This is a genomic window from Lactobacillus amylolyticus (genome assembly GCF_003999355.1).
Classification (GTDB): Bacteria; Bacillota; Bacilli; order Lactobacillales; family Lactobacillaceae; genus Lactobacillus; species Lactobacillus amylolyticus.
The window spans coordinates 1,337,985-1,355,905 of sequence record NZ_CP031835.1; the positions used below are offsets into that span (position 1 = coordinate 1,337,985).

The following is a 17,921-nucleotide window of genomic DNA, read 5'->3' on the forward strand; positions in this document are numbered from 1 at the left end:
AACTAATCGCTTATATTTCTTTACCTTTTCATAAGAATTTAGACATTTTTAATTCACATTTTCCCCGTATTATATAAACCGTAGCAAGGAGAAAACAACTTGTTACATACTCCCACTTTTTTCATTCATTCTTACCCCTCCAAAGTAGATGAAACTAATGAGGCTCGTTTAACGGCGAGCCTTTTTCTTTTGCTCAATCTCTAGTAAGATAATGGTAAAAGAAAGAAAGGAAAGCGCTTACATGTTTTCGCCATCAATTAAACATTTAATCCAAGAAAAATCCGGTTCCTTTTTAATTCCTGCCAGCCGAATCGCATTTGTTCAAGATGACAATCCTCTTTATCATGCTTTTTTGATCCTAACCAAAGTTAAATATTCAAAAATACCGGTTTTGGACAAAGATCGTCATGTAGTAGGCCTGTTAAGTTTGGCAATGATTACGGATAAAATGCTGGAAACTGATGACATTTCGGTTGATCCGCTCAACAAGTTAAAGGTTCGTGATGTCATGCAGACCAAATTTGACAAGATCAACTTTGTCGAAACAACTTTGGAAACGCAGCTGCACCTGCTTATTAATAACGCCTTTCTGCCAGTCGTTGATGATCATGGAGTCTTTCAAGGATTGCTAACAAGACGTGAATGGATTAAGGCCTTTAACTATGTCGTTCATACTTTTGATAAAAAATACGAAGTAAAAGAACGCTAGCAAATTAATGTATTATAATGAAGAAGTATTTGAAAATTAGTCTTCCAAGGGTGGAGGACTTTTTTATTTTTGCTTTCTAATTTAGAATGATTATAATTTAGATATAGGCAAAAAATATTTGAGATTTTTCTGGGGGGAGAAAAGTATGCTTAAACGCCAATGGAAATTTTTGGTTGTAATAGCTGCTGGTATTGTCGGTGCTATTCTAGACTTTATTCTTCATATACAACCAATATTTACTAATTTTACCTTTATGGGCAAAACAGGAATAACTTACAGTGAAATTATTATTGATATTATCGGTATTTACACTGCTATTAACATGGCAATCGAAATGATCGGCGATATTCGGCGCGGTCGTTGGGGCGTCGATGTTTTAGCTATCATTGCCATTGTTTCAACGATGATCATTCGCGACTACTGGGCAGCTTGGATGATTTTGGTAATGTTCACCGGTGGTGAATCACTTGAAGACTACGCTACTAGCCAAGCCGACAAGGAATTAAGATCACTACTTAACAACACACCAAGAAAGGCCAACAAATTAGTTGATGGCAAAGTGACTGAAGTCAACGTTGACGACTTGCAAATCGGCGATATGGTTTTAGTAAAGCCGGGTGGTCAAGTTCCTGTTGACGGTAAAATTGTTAAGGGTACTTCAAGTTTTGACCAATCATCACTTACTGGTGAATCTGTTCCAATTAACAAAAAGCCAGGCGACGACTTAATGTCCGGTTCAATCAACGGTGACGCAGCTGTTGAAATGAAAGTAACCAAGTTGGCAAAGGATTCAGAATATCAGTCAATCGTTGCCTTGGTTAAGTCTTCTGAAGCTCAACCTGCCAAGTTCGTTAAGATGGCCGATCGTTACGCTGTCCCATTTACCATTATTTCTTTGATCATTGGTATTATTGCGATGGCTATGGGCGGCTGGAACTTCACAAGATTTGCGGAAGTTATGGTTGTTGCTTCTCCATGTCCATTGTTGATCGCTGCTCCTGTTGCTTTGGTATCAGGAATGAGCTCAATGTCTCGTCACCACATTATTGTTAAGTCAGGTCCAACACTTGAAAAATTATCACGTGCCAAGACTTTTGCTTTTGATAAAACTGGTACTTTAACTCAAAACAAGTTGGAAGTTAGCGAAGTTATTACTGCCGACGGCTTCGATAAAGATGAAGTTCAAAGCTTGGCTGCAAGTGTTGAGCAACAATCAAGCCATATTATTGCTGCTTCTTTGGTTGCTGATACCGACAAGAACAAGATTAAACCTGTTTCTAATTTAAGGGAAACTACCGCTCAAGGTGTTGAAGGCGATGTTGAAGGCAAAACCGTTAAGGTTGGTAAATTAAGCTTCGTTGCTCCAGAACATGAGAAAATTGATGCTGGTGCTACTGCTGTTTATGTTTCTATCAATGGTGAATTCGCAGGTTATATCACTTTCAAGGATGTGATCCGTCCTGAAACTCCAGAAACGATCGTTCGCCTGCGTCGTCAAGGTGCTAAGCAAATCATGATGTTGACCGGTGACCACAAGAATATCGCTGATCAAATCGCTCGTGCAGCTGGCATCAATAATGACGAAGTTAGAGCTGATTTACTTCCTAAGCAAAAAATTGAAGCAATTAAAAACGTGCCAAAAGATTTGCGTCCAGTTGTTATGATCGGTGATGGTGTCAACGATGCTCCAAGTTTAACTGCTGCTGATGTTGGTATTGCAATGGGTGCCAAAGGTGCTACTGCTGCTAGTGAAAGTGCTGATGCCGTTATTATGGTTAACGATATTAGCAAAGTTAACGATGCTGTTGCTATCGGCAAGCACACGATGAAAGTTGCTAACATTGATGTTTTGACAGCTATTTCCATTGTCATTATTTTGGAAATTATCGCTGCTACTGGTATTATTCCAGCCTTCTTAGGTGCGATTTTGCAGGAAGTTGTCGACTTAATTACGATTTGTTTGGCTTTGCTTGCAAAGACTGAGCCTAAGAATCCAGAGCAAACTGGAATTGAAAAATAAATAATAAAGATAGATAGATAAAAAGGCTTTGGGATATCCCAAAGCCTTTTGTTATACGCTAATTTCCAATACTGAAACGATCAGCAGTATCATCGTCATCCCAATGAATTTTAACTCCATGGTTTTTCATTTCTTTTAAAATATTCCGTTCAAGAACATAAATAAAGCCTAAAATAGCTAAAAAGCTCAGAGTCCAAATCCAATTAAACACAAAATAGAAAGCCAATAAAGAAACTGCAGTGAGTAACGTTCCTATAATCTGAATTACGTAATACTTTTTGCTTCCAAACTCTGCTCGTAAGATTATCAAGGCATATTCAATATTATGTTTGCCAAAATAAATCCCATATAAGAATGCTACTCCGACGACAAAGTCATAAAAGCTTATACTCCGTAAATAAGATAATAAAATCGCATAAACGATTGAAGCACCTAAAGCAAAATAAAACAGCTTTTTTACTCGATCTTCATTTTCATGGTTAACAGTATAATTTGGTCTAATCAACAAGCGTTCGGCCAGCCAATTATATTCGTCAATAAAGAAATAAAAACTAGCGACAAAACCAATCTCAGTAAAAAAGAGAACGAACCCACCAAAAATTGGTGAAAAAGTTAAAATCAAAATTCCCAAGATGCCTAACCATGGTAAAAGTGCGGCAATTCTCCGATTACGTAAAAATTTTTTAGTTTCTGAATGCAATGCTTTCGCCCTCTTTTAATATGAAAATTATATTAGTTTTCTATATTTTATAATTTTGTTCAAATATGTCAACCAATACTATTGCATCATCGTATCAAAACAATTAAAATAAAATTCAATTAAATACGTTGTAGTGGTTGGGTTTTTAAACAATAAAAACTTTCAAGATTTGCTTATTTGGGTCAATAAGCGACTTGAAAGTTTTTTTCTTTATTTAGCCTTTAGAAAGGATCCACATGCATTTCTTAGGAGAATTAATTTTAATTTTGTTGGCCACCGTGCTGCTCGGACAACTATTCGCTCGCTTCAATATGCCAGCCGTAATTGGTCAGCTGTTATCAGGGATTATTTTAGGACCTGCAATTCTAAACTTGGTCAAGCCAAATGACATTATTAGTCTCTTTTCTGAATTTGGCGTTATCCTGCTGATGTTCTTGGCTGGACTAGAAAGCAATCTTGATTTACTTAAAAAATACTTCAAATTAAGCTTCACTGTTGCCAGTATCGGTGTCATTCTGCCAGTTGTTTTCATGGGTTTAGCTTCGATGGCCTTTGGCATGAAATTCTTAGAAGCACTTTTTATCGGAATTGTGTTCGCTGCCACCAGCGTGTCCATTTCTGTTGTCGTTTTGCAAGAAGCCAACCAGCTGCACACTCGTGCTGGTACAGCGATCTTAGGCGCGGCCGTTGTTGATGATATTTTAGCCGTAGTTGTCCTCAGCCTATTCACAACATTCAGTCATGAAGGCGGAAAAAGCGGCTTAACCAATAATTTCTTTTTAAATCTCTTAATTGAGGCAGCCTACTTTGTCGCAGTTTGGTTCATTTACAAATGGGTAGCACCTTACTTTATGAAGGTGGCAGAAAAAATGGACGTCAACTATGTTGTCGTTATCGCCTCATTGATTTTATCCATTGCCATGGGTTGGGCTGCTGATTTCGTAGGACTTTCTGCAGTAGTTGGTGCTTTCTTCGGCGGTTTAGCAATACGGCAGACACCACAATATAAAGAAGTTAATTCCTCAGTTTCCGCAATTGGTTATGCGATTTTTATTCCGGTATTTTTTGCGGATATTGGCTTATCCATGACTTTTGCCAGTTTCTTCAGAGACATTTGGTTCATTATCGCGATGACAGTATTAGCAGTTTTATCAAAATTCTGGGCTGGCAAATACTCAAGTGAGCTTTTTGGCTTCAGCAAGAGCGAAGACAATATTGTTGGCGCAGGGATGGTGTCACGAGGCGAAGTCGCCTTGATCGTGGCGCAGATCGGAATCACGCACCATTTGTTCCCTGAAGATATTTATTCCAGTTTGATTTTGGTAATCATTGTGACGACTGTGGTTTCACCGTTTATTTTGAATTACTTTATTAAAAAGAAAAGCAAAGATTCTACTTTTGCATAAATAAAAGAGGCTAACAAACGTTAGTCTTTTTTTAAAGCAATTTTCCCAACGCAAAACCAGCAAATACCAGAATCAAACCGCCTAAATATGACGCAATTAAATAAGTCCAGAACATGCGATAACTTTTATCTTTCAACTTTCCTAACAATTCCACATTCATCGTTGAAAAAGTAGTATAACCGCCTAAAATCCCGGTACCAACAAAAGCATAAACGAAGACTGGCAAGCTCAAAGCAAAGATTAGTCCCAGTAAAAAGGCACCTGACAAGTTAATCAGCAAAGTGGCGTACGGAAAACTCTTCGGCCAATTTTTCTTACCATAACTAGTAATTGCATAACGAATCACTGCACCAAAAATAGCACCTAAACCTGCAGTTACAATTTCCATTACGCTTCACCTGCCAATCTTTTACCTAACTTAGTACCACCATACATCCCTAAAGCCGCAAAGATTAACCCAAAGATAATTGAAGAAAAGAAGTAAATCATTACTGGCATAGAATTAGCTGATTGCAATTGTTTTAGCGTATCCAAATTAAAACTTGAAAAAGTGGTAAAGGCACCGACAAAGCCAGTTGAAAGACCGGTAGCTAGCCAATCGCGTCCTTCTCTAAATTGCAAAAAGAAGTATGTCAAAAAGGCAAGCAGAAAACAACCACTGACATTGGCGACAAAAGTGCCAGTTTGTGACCAGATATTGGTTAAAAAGCAGCGCAGTGCTCCACCGAAAAAGGCAAAGAAACCAACGCTAAAATAATTAGCAAGTTTACTATTCATTAAAACCCTCCAGAAATAAAAAAGCGTCTACTATCCCATTTATTGTGAGGTAGTAGACGTCATCAGATTTTACTCAGTTAATGGCGAACGTCATCGCCTATTTGATTTACTTTTTTACTATAAACTTTTTACATGATTTTGCAAGAGCCTTTACCACTTGCTAGCAGCAATTTTTACTGCTTTATTAAAAACATTGTATAAAGAATTGCTATAAGATTTTTTATCTAATTCTTTACGATAAGCTAATCCATAAACAATTGGAATATCGCAATTTAAAGGAATATATCTTACTGATTTTTCATTTTTATCATAAAGAATTGAAGGGATAATTCCAATTCCTTTGTTAGTTAAAACATAATCGGTCAACGCTATAATGTCCGAAACTTTTTGATAAGTACAATTTAAATCACTAGCATCAATTTTGTTTAAAAGATACCGCACAGTTGGCAAGCTATTATGAGTATCCCAAATCAAAAGATGACGATTCTTTAACTCATTTAAATCCAACGTTTGTTTAGAAAAAAGCGGATCAGTGTTGCTTACTAAAACTGAAAAACTCTTTTTAAATAAAGGTTCGTAAATTGCAATAATAAATTGAACACTTATGCTGTTTGATAGATACGATCCAATTCCTTTTTAAAGATTTCATCTGGGGTATGATATGCTAAGATCTTTCTCGGCAGTGAATTGCACCAGGTTTCAATATTAATGATGTCTTGTAAAGAATAGTTAGCTATTGCTTCTCCTTTAGGAATGAATGGACTTTTTATTTTTTATCAAGTGTTCAATTTAATTTTACAATCAGCGAAAAATTAAAAATAGATTATTAGACAAAAATAGTTCTATTTTAGTTGGTGTATTAGTATATATATATATATATCACAGGATACGTAGTAAATTATTTAGTTTTTTCTGAAAATGAGCCTAGGAAAGTCTTACAGTTTTCTTTAGGCTTATTACTCTTTCAAGCAATTTTTGCGATCTTATTATATGTTGGTGCCGTTCGAATACAAAAAGAGGTACTAACAGAGCAACAGCAGAAACGTATGGAGGCTGAAAATCAGCAGTTAAAAGAATATTCCAACTATCTTGATAAAAATGAAGACGAATTACGTCATTTTAAGCATGATTATGAAAATCTTTTAAACAGCTTGAAAATTAGTGCGGAAAAAGGAGATAGTAAATCTGTTGTAAAACAGTTGGCTAAATATACTAATTCCCAATTTGATGAAAAAGCGCTTCGTAAATATAAAGGTGTTAATCATATTCATGTTGAAGAGTTAAAAAGCATTGCGATTACTAAATTAGCTAAACTCTATAATGAAAAAATCCCCTATAGTTTTGGGTGTGAAGTGGAAATTTATGATATTCCAAAGATAGTAAATATTTTTGATTTAGTACGAATTATTGGAGTAGCATTCGATAATGCAATTGAGGAGAGCCAAAATCTAATTAAACGGACGAGTGACAATAATAGCGCAAAAGTTGATGCTATGTATTATCAAGAAGATGGTAATTTTGAATTTAAGATTCGAAACCGAATAAGTAAAGGTACGACATTATCTCCTAATGTTTTGAGTCAGGAGGGATATTGCTACTAAGCAACATCATACTGGTATTGGATTAGCTAATGTTAAGCGAATAGAGTCAAAGTATGAAGAATTCATGCTTATTAACTATGAAATTAAGAATGGTTGGTTTACTTTTGAGTTAGAAATCATACCGAATAAAGAAAGCATGGAGGAAGATTAGAGTGAAATATTCACTATTTGTTTGTGATGATGATCAAATGCAAGTAAATGACATAGTTAAAATGATTGGAAAAGCAGAAGAAATTATTTCTGATGATCATGCAATTGCATTTGATGTAGCGTCTGCAACTAATTTCGTAGAAGCAAAGGAGTATTTAGAAGATAATGTCTATAATGGTGGAATCTATTTACTAGATATAGAGCTGGGACAAGAAGTTGATCAAAATAATGGTTTTGATTTGGCAGAATTTATCAAGAAGCAGGATAAAAGGGCGCAAATTGTCTTTATTACGACACATGCCGATCTGTCTTTAATTTCGTTTGAAAGGAGACTCGGTCCGGTTGATTATATTGTTAAGCCTAGAGATTCGGAAGATCATGATAGATTCAAACAACGGCTTGTAGCAACGTTAGAGGTTGCGATGTCAAATATTGAAAATTTTGATTATACGGAGAAGCTAACTTTTCATTATAAAGTTGGTAGACAAGTGAGAAATATAAATATTGATGATATTATTTATATTTCAACGACTCCAACACCACATAAGTTAGTTATGGTGAATGTAAGAGGAAAAAATCAATTCTTTGGTAGTATTAATCAATATGCTAAGGAATCTACAGATTTAATTAAAATTAGTCAGTCATGCTTAGCCAATCCTAAAAATATAAAATTAATTGATTTACCGAAATACAAAGTAACATTTGTAAATGGTGATACTGTTGATTTTTCACAATCTGCGTATAAAAGAATGCAACATTTATTTGATAAAATTCAGGCGTAAAAATTAATTAATACAAGAAGATTTAATCATTTTAACTCCTATTTGTATTGTTTTAATATCATATTTAAATTAATGAAACGAATTTGCGTTAGAATAAGCTACTTATGACAGAAAGTTCATATAGAATAGTACCATGCTATAATTACTTATGTAAGTTACGAAAAGGTAGTTGAGTAACTTATAGATATTAGAATAAGTTGATTTATGCGGGAAAAGAAAATGAAAATTCTCAATAAAAAGAACTTATTATCATCCGCAGTTGTTGCAGGTATGCTTTTTACTGTTAGTACTAAGACTGTTTATGCTGATTCAACAAATGGAAATCAAGGATCAACAAATACATTACAAGTAAACAAAGAAGTTTCAGTTCCTGACAAATCTTTGATTATGCCAGTAGCAAGTCGTGATAATCAAACTCTTCGTCAGGTCGCTCAAGCTAATAATACTTCTTTAAGTGTACTAGAAAAATTAAATGGCAACATTGATCCAGATACTGTTATTGCTAATGGTACTTGGTTGTATCTCCCACAAAACGAAGATCTTTCACTTTTGTTTACAGCTTTATATACTGCACATAGTGGCATTTCAAGTTCACAATATCGTAAGTACTATGGTAGATTATCAGCCAGTGAGCGTGCAGCAAAGTTGTGGATTGCTAAAAGAGAATCTGGCTATAATTATCATGCACGTAATGGTAAATACTACGGACGTTTCCAATTAGATTCATCATATTTGCATGGTAATTATAGTGTGGCAAACCAAGAACGTACAGCCGATAGATATGTAAAGGGACGTTACGGTTCTTGGGCTGCAGCTAAAAGATTTTGGTTAGCACATAACTGGTATTAAAAATATAAATTAAATAAAGAAAGTTGTGATAACAATGAAGTTTCAGAAATTAATAGCTGGAGCAATTTTGCTAACAGGAAGTTTAGCTGTACTTTCAGTAGTACCTCAATCGGTAAGTGCTACAAGTACTGAATCTACACCTGTGGCAGTAGTCAAAAACAAGGCTAGTTTTACCAAGGAAGGCTACATCATGCGCATTCTTAATGATAAAGATGCGTCAAAGATTTATGTTGGTAAGTCCAACTACAAGAAATTAGTTAAAAATATCACGCCTTCAAAGAAAGCAAAAACTATTAGTCCTAAAAAGGTTCAAAAAGTTAAGTTTAGAATAGAAAAAGTTCTTAACGTTAAGGGCCGTGGTGCTGGTGCACCAGTATATTTGGTTGCCTCTAAGGATAAGAAGTATTCTAGTTGGACTACTCAATCTGGTTTGCAATACTATTACTTAAATAGCAAAGCAATGAAGAATGTGAAAAATCCACTGATGAGAATTGCTAATAGATTGAATACTAGTCTTAAGAAAGCAAACAACAAACGTGACTTTAATGCTGCTATGAAGGCTGCTAAAAAGTTACATGGTAATCAAAGAAAGTTTGTTTTACGTTTTTTGAAGCAGTTAAAGAAAGATGGCTCAATGAACGTGGGTGGAACTAATCTGTTAATTTTTGGTTTGCAATAAAATAAATAAGCCCAGCATTTGCTGGGCTTTATTTTTTTGCATAATTTATCTTTTCACATTAATCCAGCGACCATGAACTTCAATTTTGCCATCTTTTTCTAGTTCTTTTAACTTACGGCTGAATGTCTCCGGCGTAATTCCTAAATAACTGGCTAAGTCCTTTTTCTTTAGTTCTAATTTTACTTCATTTTTGCCTTGCTCATTGGCAAGGTCATTCAAGTAAGCTAATATCCGTTCTTTGGCATCCAAGGTGTTTCTAAGCACCGAATTATGTTCAATTGCAACTAACTTTTTACCGAAATTATTTAAAAGCTTCAATGACAAATCTGGTGTTTTCTGCAAAAGTTTTTGAAAATCTGCGCGGTTAATTGAGCAAACCCAGGTGTCCTCCACAGCTTCAACAAAGTTTTCATTTTCGCTTTGTTTGAATAAATGTTGTTGTCCTTCAATGTCGCCTTTTTGGGGTATACCTAGCACAACTTCTTTGCCATCTTTACCATCATCAGGTTGTCTAATAATACTTCCTTTAGGAAATTTCTGTTGATGTGTAGAGACGGCTACTAATTTTTTCTTTAAATCTATGGGTAAATCTGTAAAAAGTGCTGCTTTGCTTAAACAAGCGACAGGTGAATGCTTTGTCATAAAAACCATCTTTCCTAATTTTCTTGATTTAAATCAATTTTATCATAATAACTTCTTGTTATAATTAACTGCGATAAGTGTTAAGACAACGGATTATTATTTGAAAGTTATATGATGATTTTGAAAACATCAGAGTATAGAAAGGATTTATCAAGATGAAAAAATATATTGCACACATTACTCCATTAAATGCAGATAAGATTGGTTGCGAAGCTCACGGCACCGCTGAATTTACTGAAGATGGCGACAAGCTTCATGTTAAAGTAGAGATGTTCGATACTCCTAAGAATATTGAACACTGGGAACACTTCCACGGCTTTCCTGATGGTAAGGAAGCCAATGTTCCAACTATGGCGCAAGATAAGAATCATGATGGCTTTATTGATTTGCCAGAAACTGAAGAAGTATCAGGTACAACTATGGTGCCATTAGATGATGCACCACAAGATATGAACATCCCTCACGATGGTTATCCTGTCGCAGACGAAAAAGGTCATTACGAATATGAAATCGATGTTCCGTTGAAAAAGTTGCAAGCTAAGTTCAAGGATGCTTTTGGCAGCGAAGATCTTCAACTAGATAAGCGTGTAGTTTACGTACACGGTGTACCAAAAGATCTTGAATTACCTGACACCGTTGGTGGCTGCGTAATGAGCTATGACGCACACACTACTTTGCCAATTGCTGCAGGTAAGATTGAAGAAGTTTAATAAATATAATCCTATTCATGAGTTACTGTAATTTCTGAATAGGATTTTTTCATGCATAAATTTGTATAAATTGAGCCGACCATCAAAGAAGTATAGAATTAGATGTATCTTAATGAAAGTATTAGAAAGTGAAGATATAGATATGAGCAAATACGATCAATTATGGCAGTACATTAAAGATAACAAAACTGGCGACTTTGAGCTCTCATTTGATGAGATTGAAAAAGCAGCAGGACTGCCAATTGACCATTCATTTTTGCGCTATAAGAAAGAGCTGCCTGACTATGGTTTTGAGGTAAAAAAGATTTCACTCAAGAACAAGACAGTTAAGTTTCATCAATTATAGAGGCAGGACATGGCATACGATTTTAAAAAAGAAGAAAAGCAGTTTTATCGTCCAGGCAAAAAGCCTGAATTAATTGATATTCCGCAGATGCAATATCTTGCTGTTCAAGGTCAGGGCGATCCAAATCAAGAGGGCGGAGAATACAAGCAGGATCTACAATTGTTGTATAGTTTAGCCTATACAATTAAAATGAGTAAAAAGGGCTCACATCAGATTAAAGATTATTTTGACTTCGTGGTTCCACCGCTTGAAGGATTTTGGTGGCAGGATAGCGTTGAAGGCATTGATTATGCTCATAAAGAAAGATTCAATTTTATTTCCTGCATTCGAATGTCTGAGTTTGTGACAGATGAAGTTTTGGCTTGGGCTAAAAAAGAATCTGCAATTAAAAAAGGCTTGGATTTTTCATCAGTCAAGTTAATTACTTTGACAGAAGGAAAATGCGTATAAATTATGCATCATGGTAGTTATGATGATGAGCCTGCTACTATCGCTAAGATGCACCAATTCATTGCTAAAAATGATTTGGAATTAGACTTTTCAGATCAGCATCGTCATCATGAGATCTATTTATCAAATCCTCAACGCACAAAGTTAGAAAATTTAAAAACGATTATTTGCTTGCCAGTTAAAGAAAAGAAGATGAAAAATGACTAAAAAAGTTACACCACGTTTGATGATAGCGATTTTATCGGCGGGGATGCTCTCATTTTTGGGAATCCTTGATGAAACGGCAACGACAGTTACTTTTCCAATCTTGACTAGAGACTTTGCGATTACTACCGATCAAGGTCAATGGGTTAATACCCTGGTGTTGCTAGTGATTGCAACGATTGTGCCAATTAGTTCACAGATTAGGTTGAGAATTCCTATCAAAAAACATTTATTCTAGGAGTTTCATTATTTATATTGGGCTTACTGATTGATATCGTTACTCCATGATTTGATCTCTTGTTAGTAGGTCGAGCCTTGCAAGGAATTGGTACCGGTATAGGCTTGCCGCTGATGTATAACGTTATCTTGGCTGAGGTGCCAAAAGAAAAGCTGGGCTTCATGATGGGAATCGTGACGATAATTACCGCTTGTGCCGTAGCCTTTGGTCCGGTGTTCGGTGGTATCGTGACTGATGCGCTTAATTGGCGCTGGTATTTGTACCGAAGCAAAGTAAATAATTGAATAGTTAAAAGGGGAAGTCTATGAATTTAAATAATGACAAAAATTTAAAATTTTTTTACAAGGCAAAAAAAGTAGAAATTCATGCCATTACTAAAATTGGTAGTTTAAAAGATCTAGATCAGTGGATAGATAGTTTATGATTTGTAAGTTCAGTGAAAGCTGAACTTTTTTATTTTGCTTTGTTTAATAATTAAAATCTTTGAAAAATTGATCAATACATTAAGCTAAATTATGGTAATTTTGATTAATATAGAAGGCATAAAGTAAAAGGCCCAACATAAGTTGAGTCTTTTAAATTTCTCTGAAAAATTGATACAAGTATTCCCGATAAGCGAAGGCCATGATGACGTTGCGCAGCATTTGTTTTTGACTGGTATTATTGTGACCGATCTTTTGCAGTTCTTTCTTTTGGTTGAAAACATATAATAAGACATTCTGCAATTCAGCAGCAAAGTAATTATAAGCTACTTCGGTTGAATAGGTCTTTTGCTGGATAGCAATCGCCTTGCGCAGGTCTTCTTGATCCATCACGTTTTTGGCAATGGTGATAAAAAGTAGGGTGGCGATTTGCTCACGGCTGTATAGGCGGCCTTCAGGGGATGCAATTAGATCATGTTTAACATAATTGCTGACCATTGAACTCGTAATCTTGATATTTCCTAAGGGCATTAAACATTGATTAATGTAGTTCACTACTTGCTTTAAATATAATCCCATCGCGGGAATTTCTTGGTATGAAGGAAATTTTAATTGTTCTACTGCTACTTCCTTTTTCATATTTTTCTCCTCATTTTAGTTAAATTAATTATTTTCTATTTTGAGAGTTCTGTTAATTAATATCTTACTATAAGTTTTTTAAAAACCGTTGACATAATATTTAAAAACGTATATTATCAAAGCCATAAGTGAGGTAACGAAAATGACGATAAAGATAATTACAGATTCCGGTGCTGATGCCTTTGTGTCTTCGATCGAAGGCGTAGCACATCAATCCGTTCCATTAACAATTAGAGCAGGTTCATCTTCTTGGATCGACGATGGCAAGCTTAATATTCCAGAGTTTGTCACTGCATTGAAGCAGACTAATGAACGGACGTCGACTGCTTGTCCCAGTGTTCACGACTGGTTAGATGCTTTTGCTGGCGCAGATGAAATTTTTGTATTAACGATTACTAGTGCATTGTCAGGAACATATAATTCTGCAGTGCAAGCAGCCAAGATCTTTACTGAAAAACATACTAATGTGAAGATTCATGTATTCGATACCTTGTCAGCAGGACCACAGATTCGGTTGCTTGCGGAAGATATTGCGACGATGATCAATGATGGATTGCATTTTGACCAAGTTGTTGAAACGATGAAGTATCGCATTCGTCAGACGGATTTGCTTTTTGTATTGGAGAACCTGGATAATCTAGCCAATAATGGTCGGATCAATCCTGCAATGGCGCGGATCGCACATGCACTTAAGTTGAATATTGTTGGTACAGCTAGCGATGCTGGTAAGTTTGAGATGCTCGGCAAGATTCGCGGTAGTAAGAAGATCTTTTCAAAAATGCTTAAGATCATGGAAAAATATGGTTATTGTGGCGGCAGAGTATTGATCGATTATGTTGGCTTTAGCGATAAGGCAGCTAAGATGAAGGAGACTATCCTATCTGTATATCCATCAGCTCAGGTTTCTTTGTCTGAATGTGGTGGGCTTTGTACTTATTATGCCGAAGATGGCGGCTTGATGATTGGTTACGAGAAAAATTAGTAATGTAAAAGCCCAAGGTGTGTAGTATACCTTGAGCTTTTTGGAAACTGTCAAATCTTTTGTGTAAATAGATCTTTCTCATAGATTGATTTTTTATTATTTATTTAATCAAAGTAAGATTCTAAGGTGTCCTGAACCTGACCAAAGCCTTTGTGAATTCGGTTGAAGTAGCGGTCATTGTAGCTCATTACCTGAATGCCAATGAAAGTATCAAGCGACTGTTCAGTCGGAAACTCTGCTTTGGGCTTAGCCTTGCGCTTAATGACGTTGTTAAAAGATTCAATCATGTTGGTAGAGTAAATTGAAGCTCTGATCTGCTTAGGATAATTATAGAAGACCAGCAGGTCCGGCTCGATGTCTTTCAGGTTTCTTATGACATGATTATAACTCTTGTCCCATTTGGCATAGAAGGCATGCAATACATCAACAGCAGCTGCTTTATTGGCTTGCTGGTGAATCTGTTTGAATTCGTTCATAATTGCCTCGCGATCCTCCACGCGTACTTTAGCGCAGATATTACGCATGACATGAACCAAGCAACGCTGGAAATGAGCTTGAGGATAGGTCTTTGCCAGTGCTGTCTTCATGCCCACAACGCCATCTGAAAGAAAAAGCTCTACTTGCTCTAAGCCGCGAGATTTCATGCTTTGGAGCAGCTCCGTCCAGACTTCAATGTTTTCATTGGGCGCAATGCAGTAGTCGATAACTTCCTTGTGGCCATTAGGTTTGATACCAATGGCAATATAGACAGCTTCACGTTCAAAAGTTTCTCGGTGCAGAGGAACGTAGGTAGCGTCTAGATAAACACAGAAGAACCTATCGCTAAGCTTACGCTTGTGATAAGCCTCTACCTTGGGGATCATCTGCTTAGAAATATTGGAATACTTGAGCGGGGCTGTAATGGCTGCCATACATTTTTTCAATCAAGTCAGCTATCTCTCTGGTAGTTACGCCTTTAGAGTAAAGCTTGATGATCATGTTTTCCAACACATCTGCATGCTGCTTGTAGTCAGGCAGCGTGTGCTGATGAAACAGGCCGTTGCGGTCTCGTGGCACCTGGATTTCAATTTTGCCAAACTGCGTATCCACCTTGCGAAAGTAGGCACCGTTCCTAGAATTGCCGGTATTCCAGCCGTCTCTTGCATAAGGATCATAACCTAGAAAGGCAGTTAATTCAGCTTCTAACAAGTCATTAACTGCCTGTTGTAGTTCTTTACGCAATAAATCATTTATTTTGTCTTGATTATTGGAGTGCTTGAGCAATATTTTTGGTAAAATCATTCATGAAGGAGTTCCTCTTTCTGTATGTGTTTTTTGTTCAAACCAATCATACGAGAAAGGAACTCCTTTTTCTAATATTTTAAGAAATTAATTTAAGGAATCATTCATCCTTACACAAACTATTTTACAGTCTCGCTTTTTGAATGAAATTAAAACTCAATTTTCATTTGCTTATTACTGAAGAAACTACCAATCATTATGATTTTTTGTTTTTCATCTACTCGATAAAAGATAGCATATTTTTTACCAATAGTAATACGATAGGTAGGGATCGGAAAATGATAAATTGAACTTACATCTTGGCTGATAAAAGGAAAATCACTGAGTAAGTGAATATTTTTAGAAATCAGTGAAATATAATTTTGAATTGTATCATCGGAAAATCCTAAATCCATTTGCCAATAAGTTATGGTTTGAGATAACGATGAAGCGAAGCTCTCACTATATTTAATTTGATACATTATCCCATCCATACTTTCCAAACTTTGCTTGCATGTCTTGTTCCGTCAATGATTTTTTATCAAATTCGGCAAAGCTTTTTTCTATTAGTTCACGATCATGTTTAACAGCAGTAGAATTTAAATCAATAATTACTTTATGATGTTGCTGATCGACCTTGTATTCCAATTTAGCACCATCTTCAACACCCCAATCTTTAGGGAAAATGCTTCCTAAAGAGTTACCAATTTTTCTAACTTTAAGTTCTTTCATGATAATCACCTCTCGTATTATTTATGTTAATTAGATTATAACATGTTATAACATGGAAAATTCCATTAATCCTTATCGATTATTCTTCCGATACTGACTCGGAGAAATCTTCATAATTTGATGAAAGCAACGTTCAAAATGATTAGGCGAACTATAGCAGGTCAAGTTGCTTATTTCTGCAATGCTATGATCAGTAAATTGCAGAAGTTGGCAGCTTTTTTTAATGCGATAATAATCGCAAATTGCAATAATAAATTGAACACTTTTAGTTAAGCTGCTTGATAGATTAGATCTAATTCTCTTTCAAAGATTTCATCTGGTGTATGATAGGCCATATCTTTCTTGGCAAAGAATTGCACCAGGTTTCAATATTAATGATGTCTTGTAAAGAATAGTTAGCTATTGCTTCTCCTTTAGGAATGAATCTGCGAATAAGGCCGTTATGTCTTTCAACAGTGCCTTTATCGCAAGAAGTGTAAGGATGGGCATAGTAAACCAGTGTATTGGATGCTTTTTCTAGGTTGGAAAGATCTGCAAACTCTGAGCCATTATCAGTGGTAATGGTTTTAAAAATATCATTCCAATGTTCGCTGTATTGCCTTTGGAGTTCTTTAAAGGCCTGCATGACACTGACAGAAGTCTTGTCAGGAATACAAAGAATTAAAAACTCACGACTCATACGCTCAGATAAGGTTAGCAGCACTTGATCATCTCTAGTCTTATGTCCTAAAACCAGGTCGCATTCCCAATGACCGAATTCATTACGTTTATTGATCTCTTTAGGACGTTCTTCAATGCTTCTGCCAAGTTTTTTCTTATTTTTGCGAATACGATGAAGCTTGGTATTGCGTTTAAGCTTCTCTGGCAAGTCGTAATTATGTATATCTAATAGACCTTGGTCGACATAATTGTAAAGAGTCTTAGTACAGACAACATCTCTGCTGCTAAATGCGCCAACAGCAGTGGCACGATTACTGCACACATCAAGCGACCAGCCGTCTTTAAAGAAATGCTTGTGGACATATAGCGCATGAATTGAGTTTTCCTGAGAAAGTCTGATTTGCGCCCACAATTTTTACGATGAGCTTGATATGCATCATGTCCTTGAGTACCCTTGAGTAGCCTTATATCTTTTGACTTTGCCATGATACAGTTCTACAGTACCGCGCTTAACCTCATAGCTGATAGTAAAAGGAGAACAGTTTAATTCACGGGCGATGGCACGCAAAGAATAGCCATCTTTCAAACGCAATTGAATAATAACTCTTTCCTCGAATGATAAATGCTTGCCTTTAATGTGCTGATTCATGGTAGAATGTAAAGCGTCCATTTTGACCTCGTTTCTAAATGTTGTGTGGTAACTACATTCTATCAAACAGGTCCGAATGGACTTTTTATTTTTTTATCAAGTGTTCAATTTAATTTTACAATCAGCGTATTTTTATCTTTAATATCAAGCGCAAATTTAATACAATTATTTAAAGAGGACATAGTACACACCTTTACTTATAAAATGTTTAGTGGAATAAAAAACCTGTTAACAGCTTATCATATTGATAAGCAATCAACAGGAAAAATTATAGAGCCAAAAAAACTAGCCATGTTGTTAAAACATGACTAGTT

22 protein-coding genes, 4 pseudogenes, 1 riboswitch and 1 other annotated feature are annotated in these 17,921 nt (G+C 35.8%); of the genes and pseudogenes, 14 read left to right on the top strand and 12 right to left on the bottom strand.

What is annotated here, in order from left to right; translation table 11 throughout:
• Positions 1–241 precede the first annotated feature (241 nt).
• On the top strand, positions 242–709 hold the full coding sequence (cbpB, locus tag D0Z64_RS06870; RefSeq protein ID WP_080881838.1) for a cyclic-di-AMP-binding protein CbpB: 468 nt from the start codon (positions 242–244) through the stop codon (positions 707–709).
• Between the two features lie 145 nt (positions 710–854).
• On the top strand, positions 855–2,729 hold the full coding sequence (locus D0Z64_RS06875; protein ID WP_127345810.1) for a heavy metal translocating P-type ATPase: 1,875 nt from the start codon (positions 855–857) through the stop codon (positions 2,727–2,729).
• 58 nt (positions 2,730–2,787) lie between these two features.
• On the opposite strand, the gene D0Z64_RS06880 is transcribed toward D0Z64_RS06875, so the two are convergent.
• Positions 2,788–3,360, bottom strand: a complete 573-nt coding sequence (locus tag D0Z64_RS06880) for a hypothetical protein (RefSeq protein ID WP_127345811.1) — start codon at positions 3,358–3,360, stop codon at positions 2,788–2,790.
• A gap of 204 nt (positions 3,361–3,564) precedes the next feature.
• Positions 3,565–3,620: a sequence feature (sodium ion sensor (DUF1646 type); this cis-regulatory element may regulate processes involved in with the transportation of sodium ions), on the top strand.
• A gap of 45 nt (positions 3,621–3,665) precedes the next feature.
• On the opposite strand from D0Z64_RS06880, the gene D0Z64_RS06885 reads away from it, so the two are divergent.
• Entirely contained in the window at positions 3,666–4,835 is a 1,170-nt protein-coding gene (locus D0Z64_RS06885; protein ID WP_127345812.1) for a cation:proton antiporter, read from the top strand.
• Between the two features lie 31 nt (positions 4,836–4,866).
• Here the strand turns inward: D0Z64_RS06885 and crcB are convergent, their stop codons facing one another.
• From crcB to D0Z64_RS06905, 4 genes and pseudogenes are all read right to left on the bottom strand, one after another.
• On the bottom strand, positions 4,867–5,223 hold the full coding sequence (crcB, locus tag D0Z64_RS06890) for a fluoride efflux transporter CrcB (protein ID WP_127345813.1): 357 nt from the start codon (positions 5,221–5,223) through the stop codon (positions 4,867–4,869).
• Complete coding sequence (locus D0Z64_RS06895) at positions 5,223–5,612, bottom strand: fluoride efflux transporter FluC (protein ID WP_127345814.1); 390 nt, start codon at positions 5,610–5,612, stop codon at positions 5,223–5,225. The genes crcB and D0Z64_RS06895 overlap by 1 nt, the downstream gene beginning before the upstream one ends.
• Positions 5,613–5,658: 46 nt before the next feature.
• Positions 5,659–5,719, bottom strand: a riboswitch (Fluoride riboswitch).
• Positions 5,720–5,762: 43 nt separating this feature from the next.
• Entirely contained in the window at positions 5,763–6,242 is a 480-nt protein-coding gene (locus tag D0Z64_RS06900; RefSeq protein ID WP_081451949.1) for a LysR substrate-binding domain-containing protein, read from the bottom strand.
• A pseudogene (locus D0Z64_RS06905) lies at positions 6,215–6,370 on the bottom strand (IS30 family transposase); the annotation flags it as partial. The gene D0Z64_RS06900 and the pseudogene D0Z64_RS06905, both read right to left, overlap by 28 nt.
• A gap of 288 nt (positions 6,371–6,658) precedes the next feature.
• Between D0Z64_RS06905 and D0Z64_RS06910 the strand changes: the two are divergent.
• From D0Z64_RS06910 to D0Z64_RS06925, 5 genes are all read left to right on the top strand, one after another.
• Positions 6,659–7,213 carry a sensor histidine kinase gene (locus D0Z64_RS06910; RefSeq protein ID WP_236943516.1) on the top strand — a complete coding sequence of 185 codons (555 nt, stop codon included), beginning with the start codon at positions 6,659–6,661 and terminating at the stop codon, positions 7,211–7,213.
• Between the two features lie 40 nt (positions 7,214–7,253).
• Positions 7,254–7,364: a hypothetical protein gene (locus D0Z64_RS08570; protein ID WP_236943540.1), complete on the top strand. Its 111-nt coding sequence runs from the start codon at positions 7,254–7,256 to the stop codon at positions 7,362–7,364.
• Between the two features lies 1 nt (position 7,365).
• Entirely contained in the window at positions 7,366–8,145 is a 780-nt protein-coding gene (locus D0Z64_RS06915; protein WP_080881845.1) for a LytTR family transcriptional regulator DNA-binding domain-containing protein, read from the top strand.
• A gap of 219 nt (positions 8,146–8,364) precedes the next feature.
• A complete protein-coding gene (locus D0Z64_RS06920; protein ID WP_006351733.1) occupies positions 8,365–8,994 on the top strand; it encodes an aggregation-promoting factor C-terminal-like domain-containing protein in 630 nt (209 codons plus the stop codon).
• 34 nt (positions 8,995–9,028) lie between these two features.
• On the top strand, positions 9,029–9,673 hold the full coding sequence (locus tag D0Z64_RS06925; RefSeq protein ID WP_127345815.1) for a hypothetical protein: 645 nt from the start codon (positions 9,029–9,031) through the stop codon (positions 9,671–9,673).
• Positions 9,674–9,718: 45 nt separating this feature from the next.
• Here the strand turns inward: D0Z64_RS06925 and D0Z64_RS06930 are convergent, their stop codons facing one another.
• Positions 9,719–10,315, bottom strand: coding sequence for a Crp/Fnr family transcriptional regulator (locus D0Z64_RS06930; protein WP_127345816.1), 597 nt, complete (start codon positions 10,313–10,315; stop codon positions 9,719–9,721).
• 155 nt (positions 10,316–10,470) lie between these two features.
• On the opposite strand from D0Z64_RS06930, the gene D0Z64_RS06935 reads away from it, so the two are divergent.
• The 5 genes and pseudogenes from D0Z64_RS06935 (at position 10,471) to D0Z64_RS08580 (ending at position 12,547) form a co-directional block, all read left to right on the top strand.
• Positions 10,471–11,025 carry a hypothetical protein gene (locus D0Z64_RS06935; RefSeq protein ID WP_006351730.1) on the top strand — a complete coding sequence of 185 codons (555 nt, stop codon included), beginning with the start codon at positions 10,471–10,473 and terminating at the stop codon, positions 11,023–11,025.
• 142 nt (positions 11,026–11,167) lie between these two features.
• Entirely contained in the window at positions 11,168–11,371 is a 204-nt protein-coding gene (locus D0Z64_RS06940) for a hypothetical protein (protein WP_080881847.1), read from the top strand.
• A 9-nt stretch (positions 11,372–11,380) separates the two neighbouring features.
• A pseudogene (locus D0Z64_RS06945) lies at positions 11,381–12,028 on the top strand (GyrI-like domain-containing protein).
• Positions 12,021–12,263 carry a multidrug MFS transporter gene (locus D0Z64_RS08575; protein ID WP_236943518.1) on the top strand — a complete coding sequence of 81 codons (243 nt, stop codon included), beginning with the start codon at positions 12,021–12,023 and terminating at the stop codon, positions 12,261–12,263. Before D0Z64_RS06945 ends, D0Z64_RS08575 begins: the two are co-directional and overlap by 8 nt.
• Positions 12,264–12,322: 59 nt before the next feature.
• Complete coding sequence (locus tag D0Z64_RS08580) at positions 12,323–12,547, top strand: MFS transporter (RefSeq protein ID WP_236943519.1); 225 nt, start codon at positions 12,323–12,325, stop codon at positions 12,545–12,547.
• Between the two features lie 291 nt (positions 12,548–12,838).
• Here D0Z64_RS08580 and D0Z64_RS06955 read toward each other — a convergent pair whose 3' ends face one another.
• Positions 12,839–13,324 carry a DUF1836 domain-containing protein gene (locus D0Z64_RS06955; protein ID WP_006351724.1) on the bottom strand — a complete coding sequence of 162 codons (486 nt, stop codon included), beginning with the start codon at positions 13,322–13,324 and terminating at the stop codon, positions 12,839–12,841.
• 142 nt (positions 13,325–13,466) lie between these two features.
• On the opposite strand from D0Z64_RS06955, the gene D0Z64_RS06960 reads away from it, so the two are divergent.
• Positions 13,467–14,306 carry a DegV family protein gene (locus D0Z64_RS06960; protein ID WP_127345817.1) on the top strand — a complete coding sequence of 280 codons (840 nt, stop codon included), beginning with the start codon at positions 13,467–13,469 and terminating at the stop codon, positions 14,304–14,306.
• A 104-nt stretch (positions 14,307–14,410) separates the two neighbouring features.
• Here D0Z64_RS06960 and D0Z64_RS06965 read toward each other — a convergent pair.
• The 5 genes and pseudogenes from D0Z64_RS06965 to D0Z64_RS06985 form a co-directional block, all read right to left on the bottom strand.
• Positions 14,411–15,591, bottom strand: a pseudogene (locus D0Z64_RS06965) (IS256-like element IS1201 family transposase).
• A gap of 145 nt (positions 15,592–15,736) precedes the next feature.
• Positions 15,737–16,048 (bottom strand): type II toxin-antitoxin system RelE/ParE family toxin, encoded by a 312-nt coding sequence (locus tag D0Z64_RS06970; RefSeq protein ID WP_006351722.1) that lies wholly within the window; start codon positions 16,046–16,048, stop codon positions 15,737–15,739.
• Positions 16,035–16,298, bottom strand: coding sequence for an AbrB/MazE/SpoVT family DNA-binding domain-containing protein (locus tag D0Z64_RS06975; protein WP_006351721.1), 264 nt, complete (start codon positions 16,296–16,298; stop codon positions 16,035–16,037). Before D0Z64_RS06975 ends, D0Z64_RS06970 begins: the two co-directional genes overlap by 14 nt.
• Positions 16,299–16,370: 72 nt before the next feature.
• On the bottom strand, positions 16,371–16,595 hold the full coding sequence (locus D0Z64_RS08825; protein WP_080881849.1) for a helix-turn-helix domain-containing protein: 225 nt from the start codon (positions 16,593–16,595) through the stop codon (positions 16,371–16,373).
• Positions 16,568–17,628 (bottom strand): annotated as a pseudogene (locus tag D0Z64_RS06985) (IS30 family transposase). The gene D0Z64_RS08825 and the pseudogene D0Z64_RS06985 overlap by 28 nt, the downstream one beginning before the upstream one ends.
• Positions 17,629–17,921: the final 293 nt, after the last annotated feature.

Bases quoted from the DNA above. Each gene is read 5' to 3' on its own strand.
- cbpB (WP_080881838.1), top strand. From the start codon at position 242: ATGTTTTCGCCATCAATTAAACATTTAATCCAAGAAAAATCCGGTTCC.
- D0Z64_RS06875 (WP_127345810.1), top strand. From the start codon at position 855: ATGCTTAAACGCCAATGGAAATTTTTGGTTGTAATAGCTGCTGGTATT.
- D0Z64_RS06920 (WP_006351733.1), top strand. From the start codon at position 8,365: ATGAAAATTCTCAATAAAAAGAACTTATTATCATCCGCAGTTGTTGCA.
- D0Z64_RS06940 (WP_080881847.1), top strand. From the start codon at position 11,168: ATGAGCAAATACGATCAATTATGGCAGTACATTAAAGATAACAAAACT.
- D0Z64_RS06930 (WP_127345816.1), bottom strand. From the start codon at position 10,315: ATGACAAAGCATTCACCTGTCGCTTGTTTAAGCAAAGCAGCACTTTTT.
- D0Z64_RS08575 (WP_236943518.1), top strand. From the start codon at position 12,021: ATGACTAAAAAAGTTACACCACGTTTGATGATAGCGATTTTATCGGCG.
- crcB (WP_127345813.1), bottom strand. From the start codon at position 5,223: ATGGAAATTGTAACTGCAGGTTTAGGTGCTATTTTTGGTGCAGTGATT.
- D0Z64_RS06895 (WP_127345814.1), bottom strand. From the start codon at position 5,612: ATGAATAGTAAACTTGCTAATTATTTTAGCGTTGGTTTCTTTGCCTTT.
- D0Z64_RS06955 (WP_006351724.1), bottom strand. From the start codon at position 13,324: ATGAAAAAGGAAGTAGCAGTAGAACAATTAAAATTTCCTTCATACCAA.
- D0Z64_RS06975 (WP_006351721.1), bottom strand. From the start codon at position 16,298: ATGAAAGAACTTAAAGTTAGAAAAATTGGTAACTCTTTAGGAAGCATT.
- D0Z64_RS06960 (WP_127345817.1), top strand. From the start codon at position 13,467: ATGACGATAAAGATAATTACAGATTCCGGTGCTGATGCCTTTGTGTCT.
- D0Z64_RS06925 (WP_127345815.1), top strand. From the start codon at position 9,029: ATGAAGTTTCAGAAATTAATAGCTGGAGCAATTTTGCTAACAGGAAGT.
- D0Z64_RS06910 (WP_236943516.1), top strand. From the start codon at position 6,659: ATGGAGGCTGAAAATCAGCAGTTAAAAGAATATTCCAACTATCTTGAT.
- D0Z64_RS06885 (WP_127345812.1), top strand. From the start codon at position 3,666: ATGCATTTCTTAGGAGAATTAATTTTAATTTTGTTGGCCACCGTGCTG.
- D0Z64_RS06935 (WP_006351730.1), top strand. From the start codon at position 10,471: ATGAAAAAATATATTGCACACATTACTCCATTAAATGCAGATAAGATT.
- D0Z64_RS06970 (WP_006351722.1), bottom strand. From the start codon at position 16,048: ATGTATCAAATTAAATATAGTGAGAGCTTCGCTTCATCGTTATCTCAA.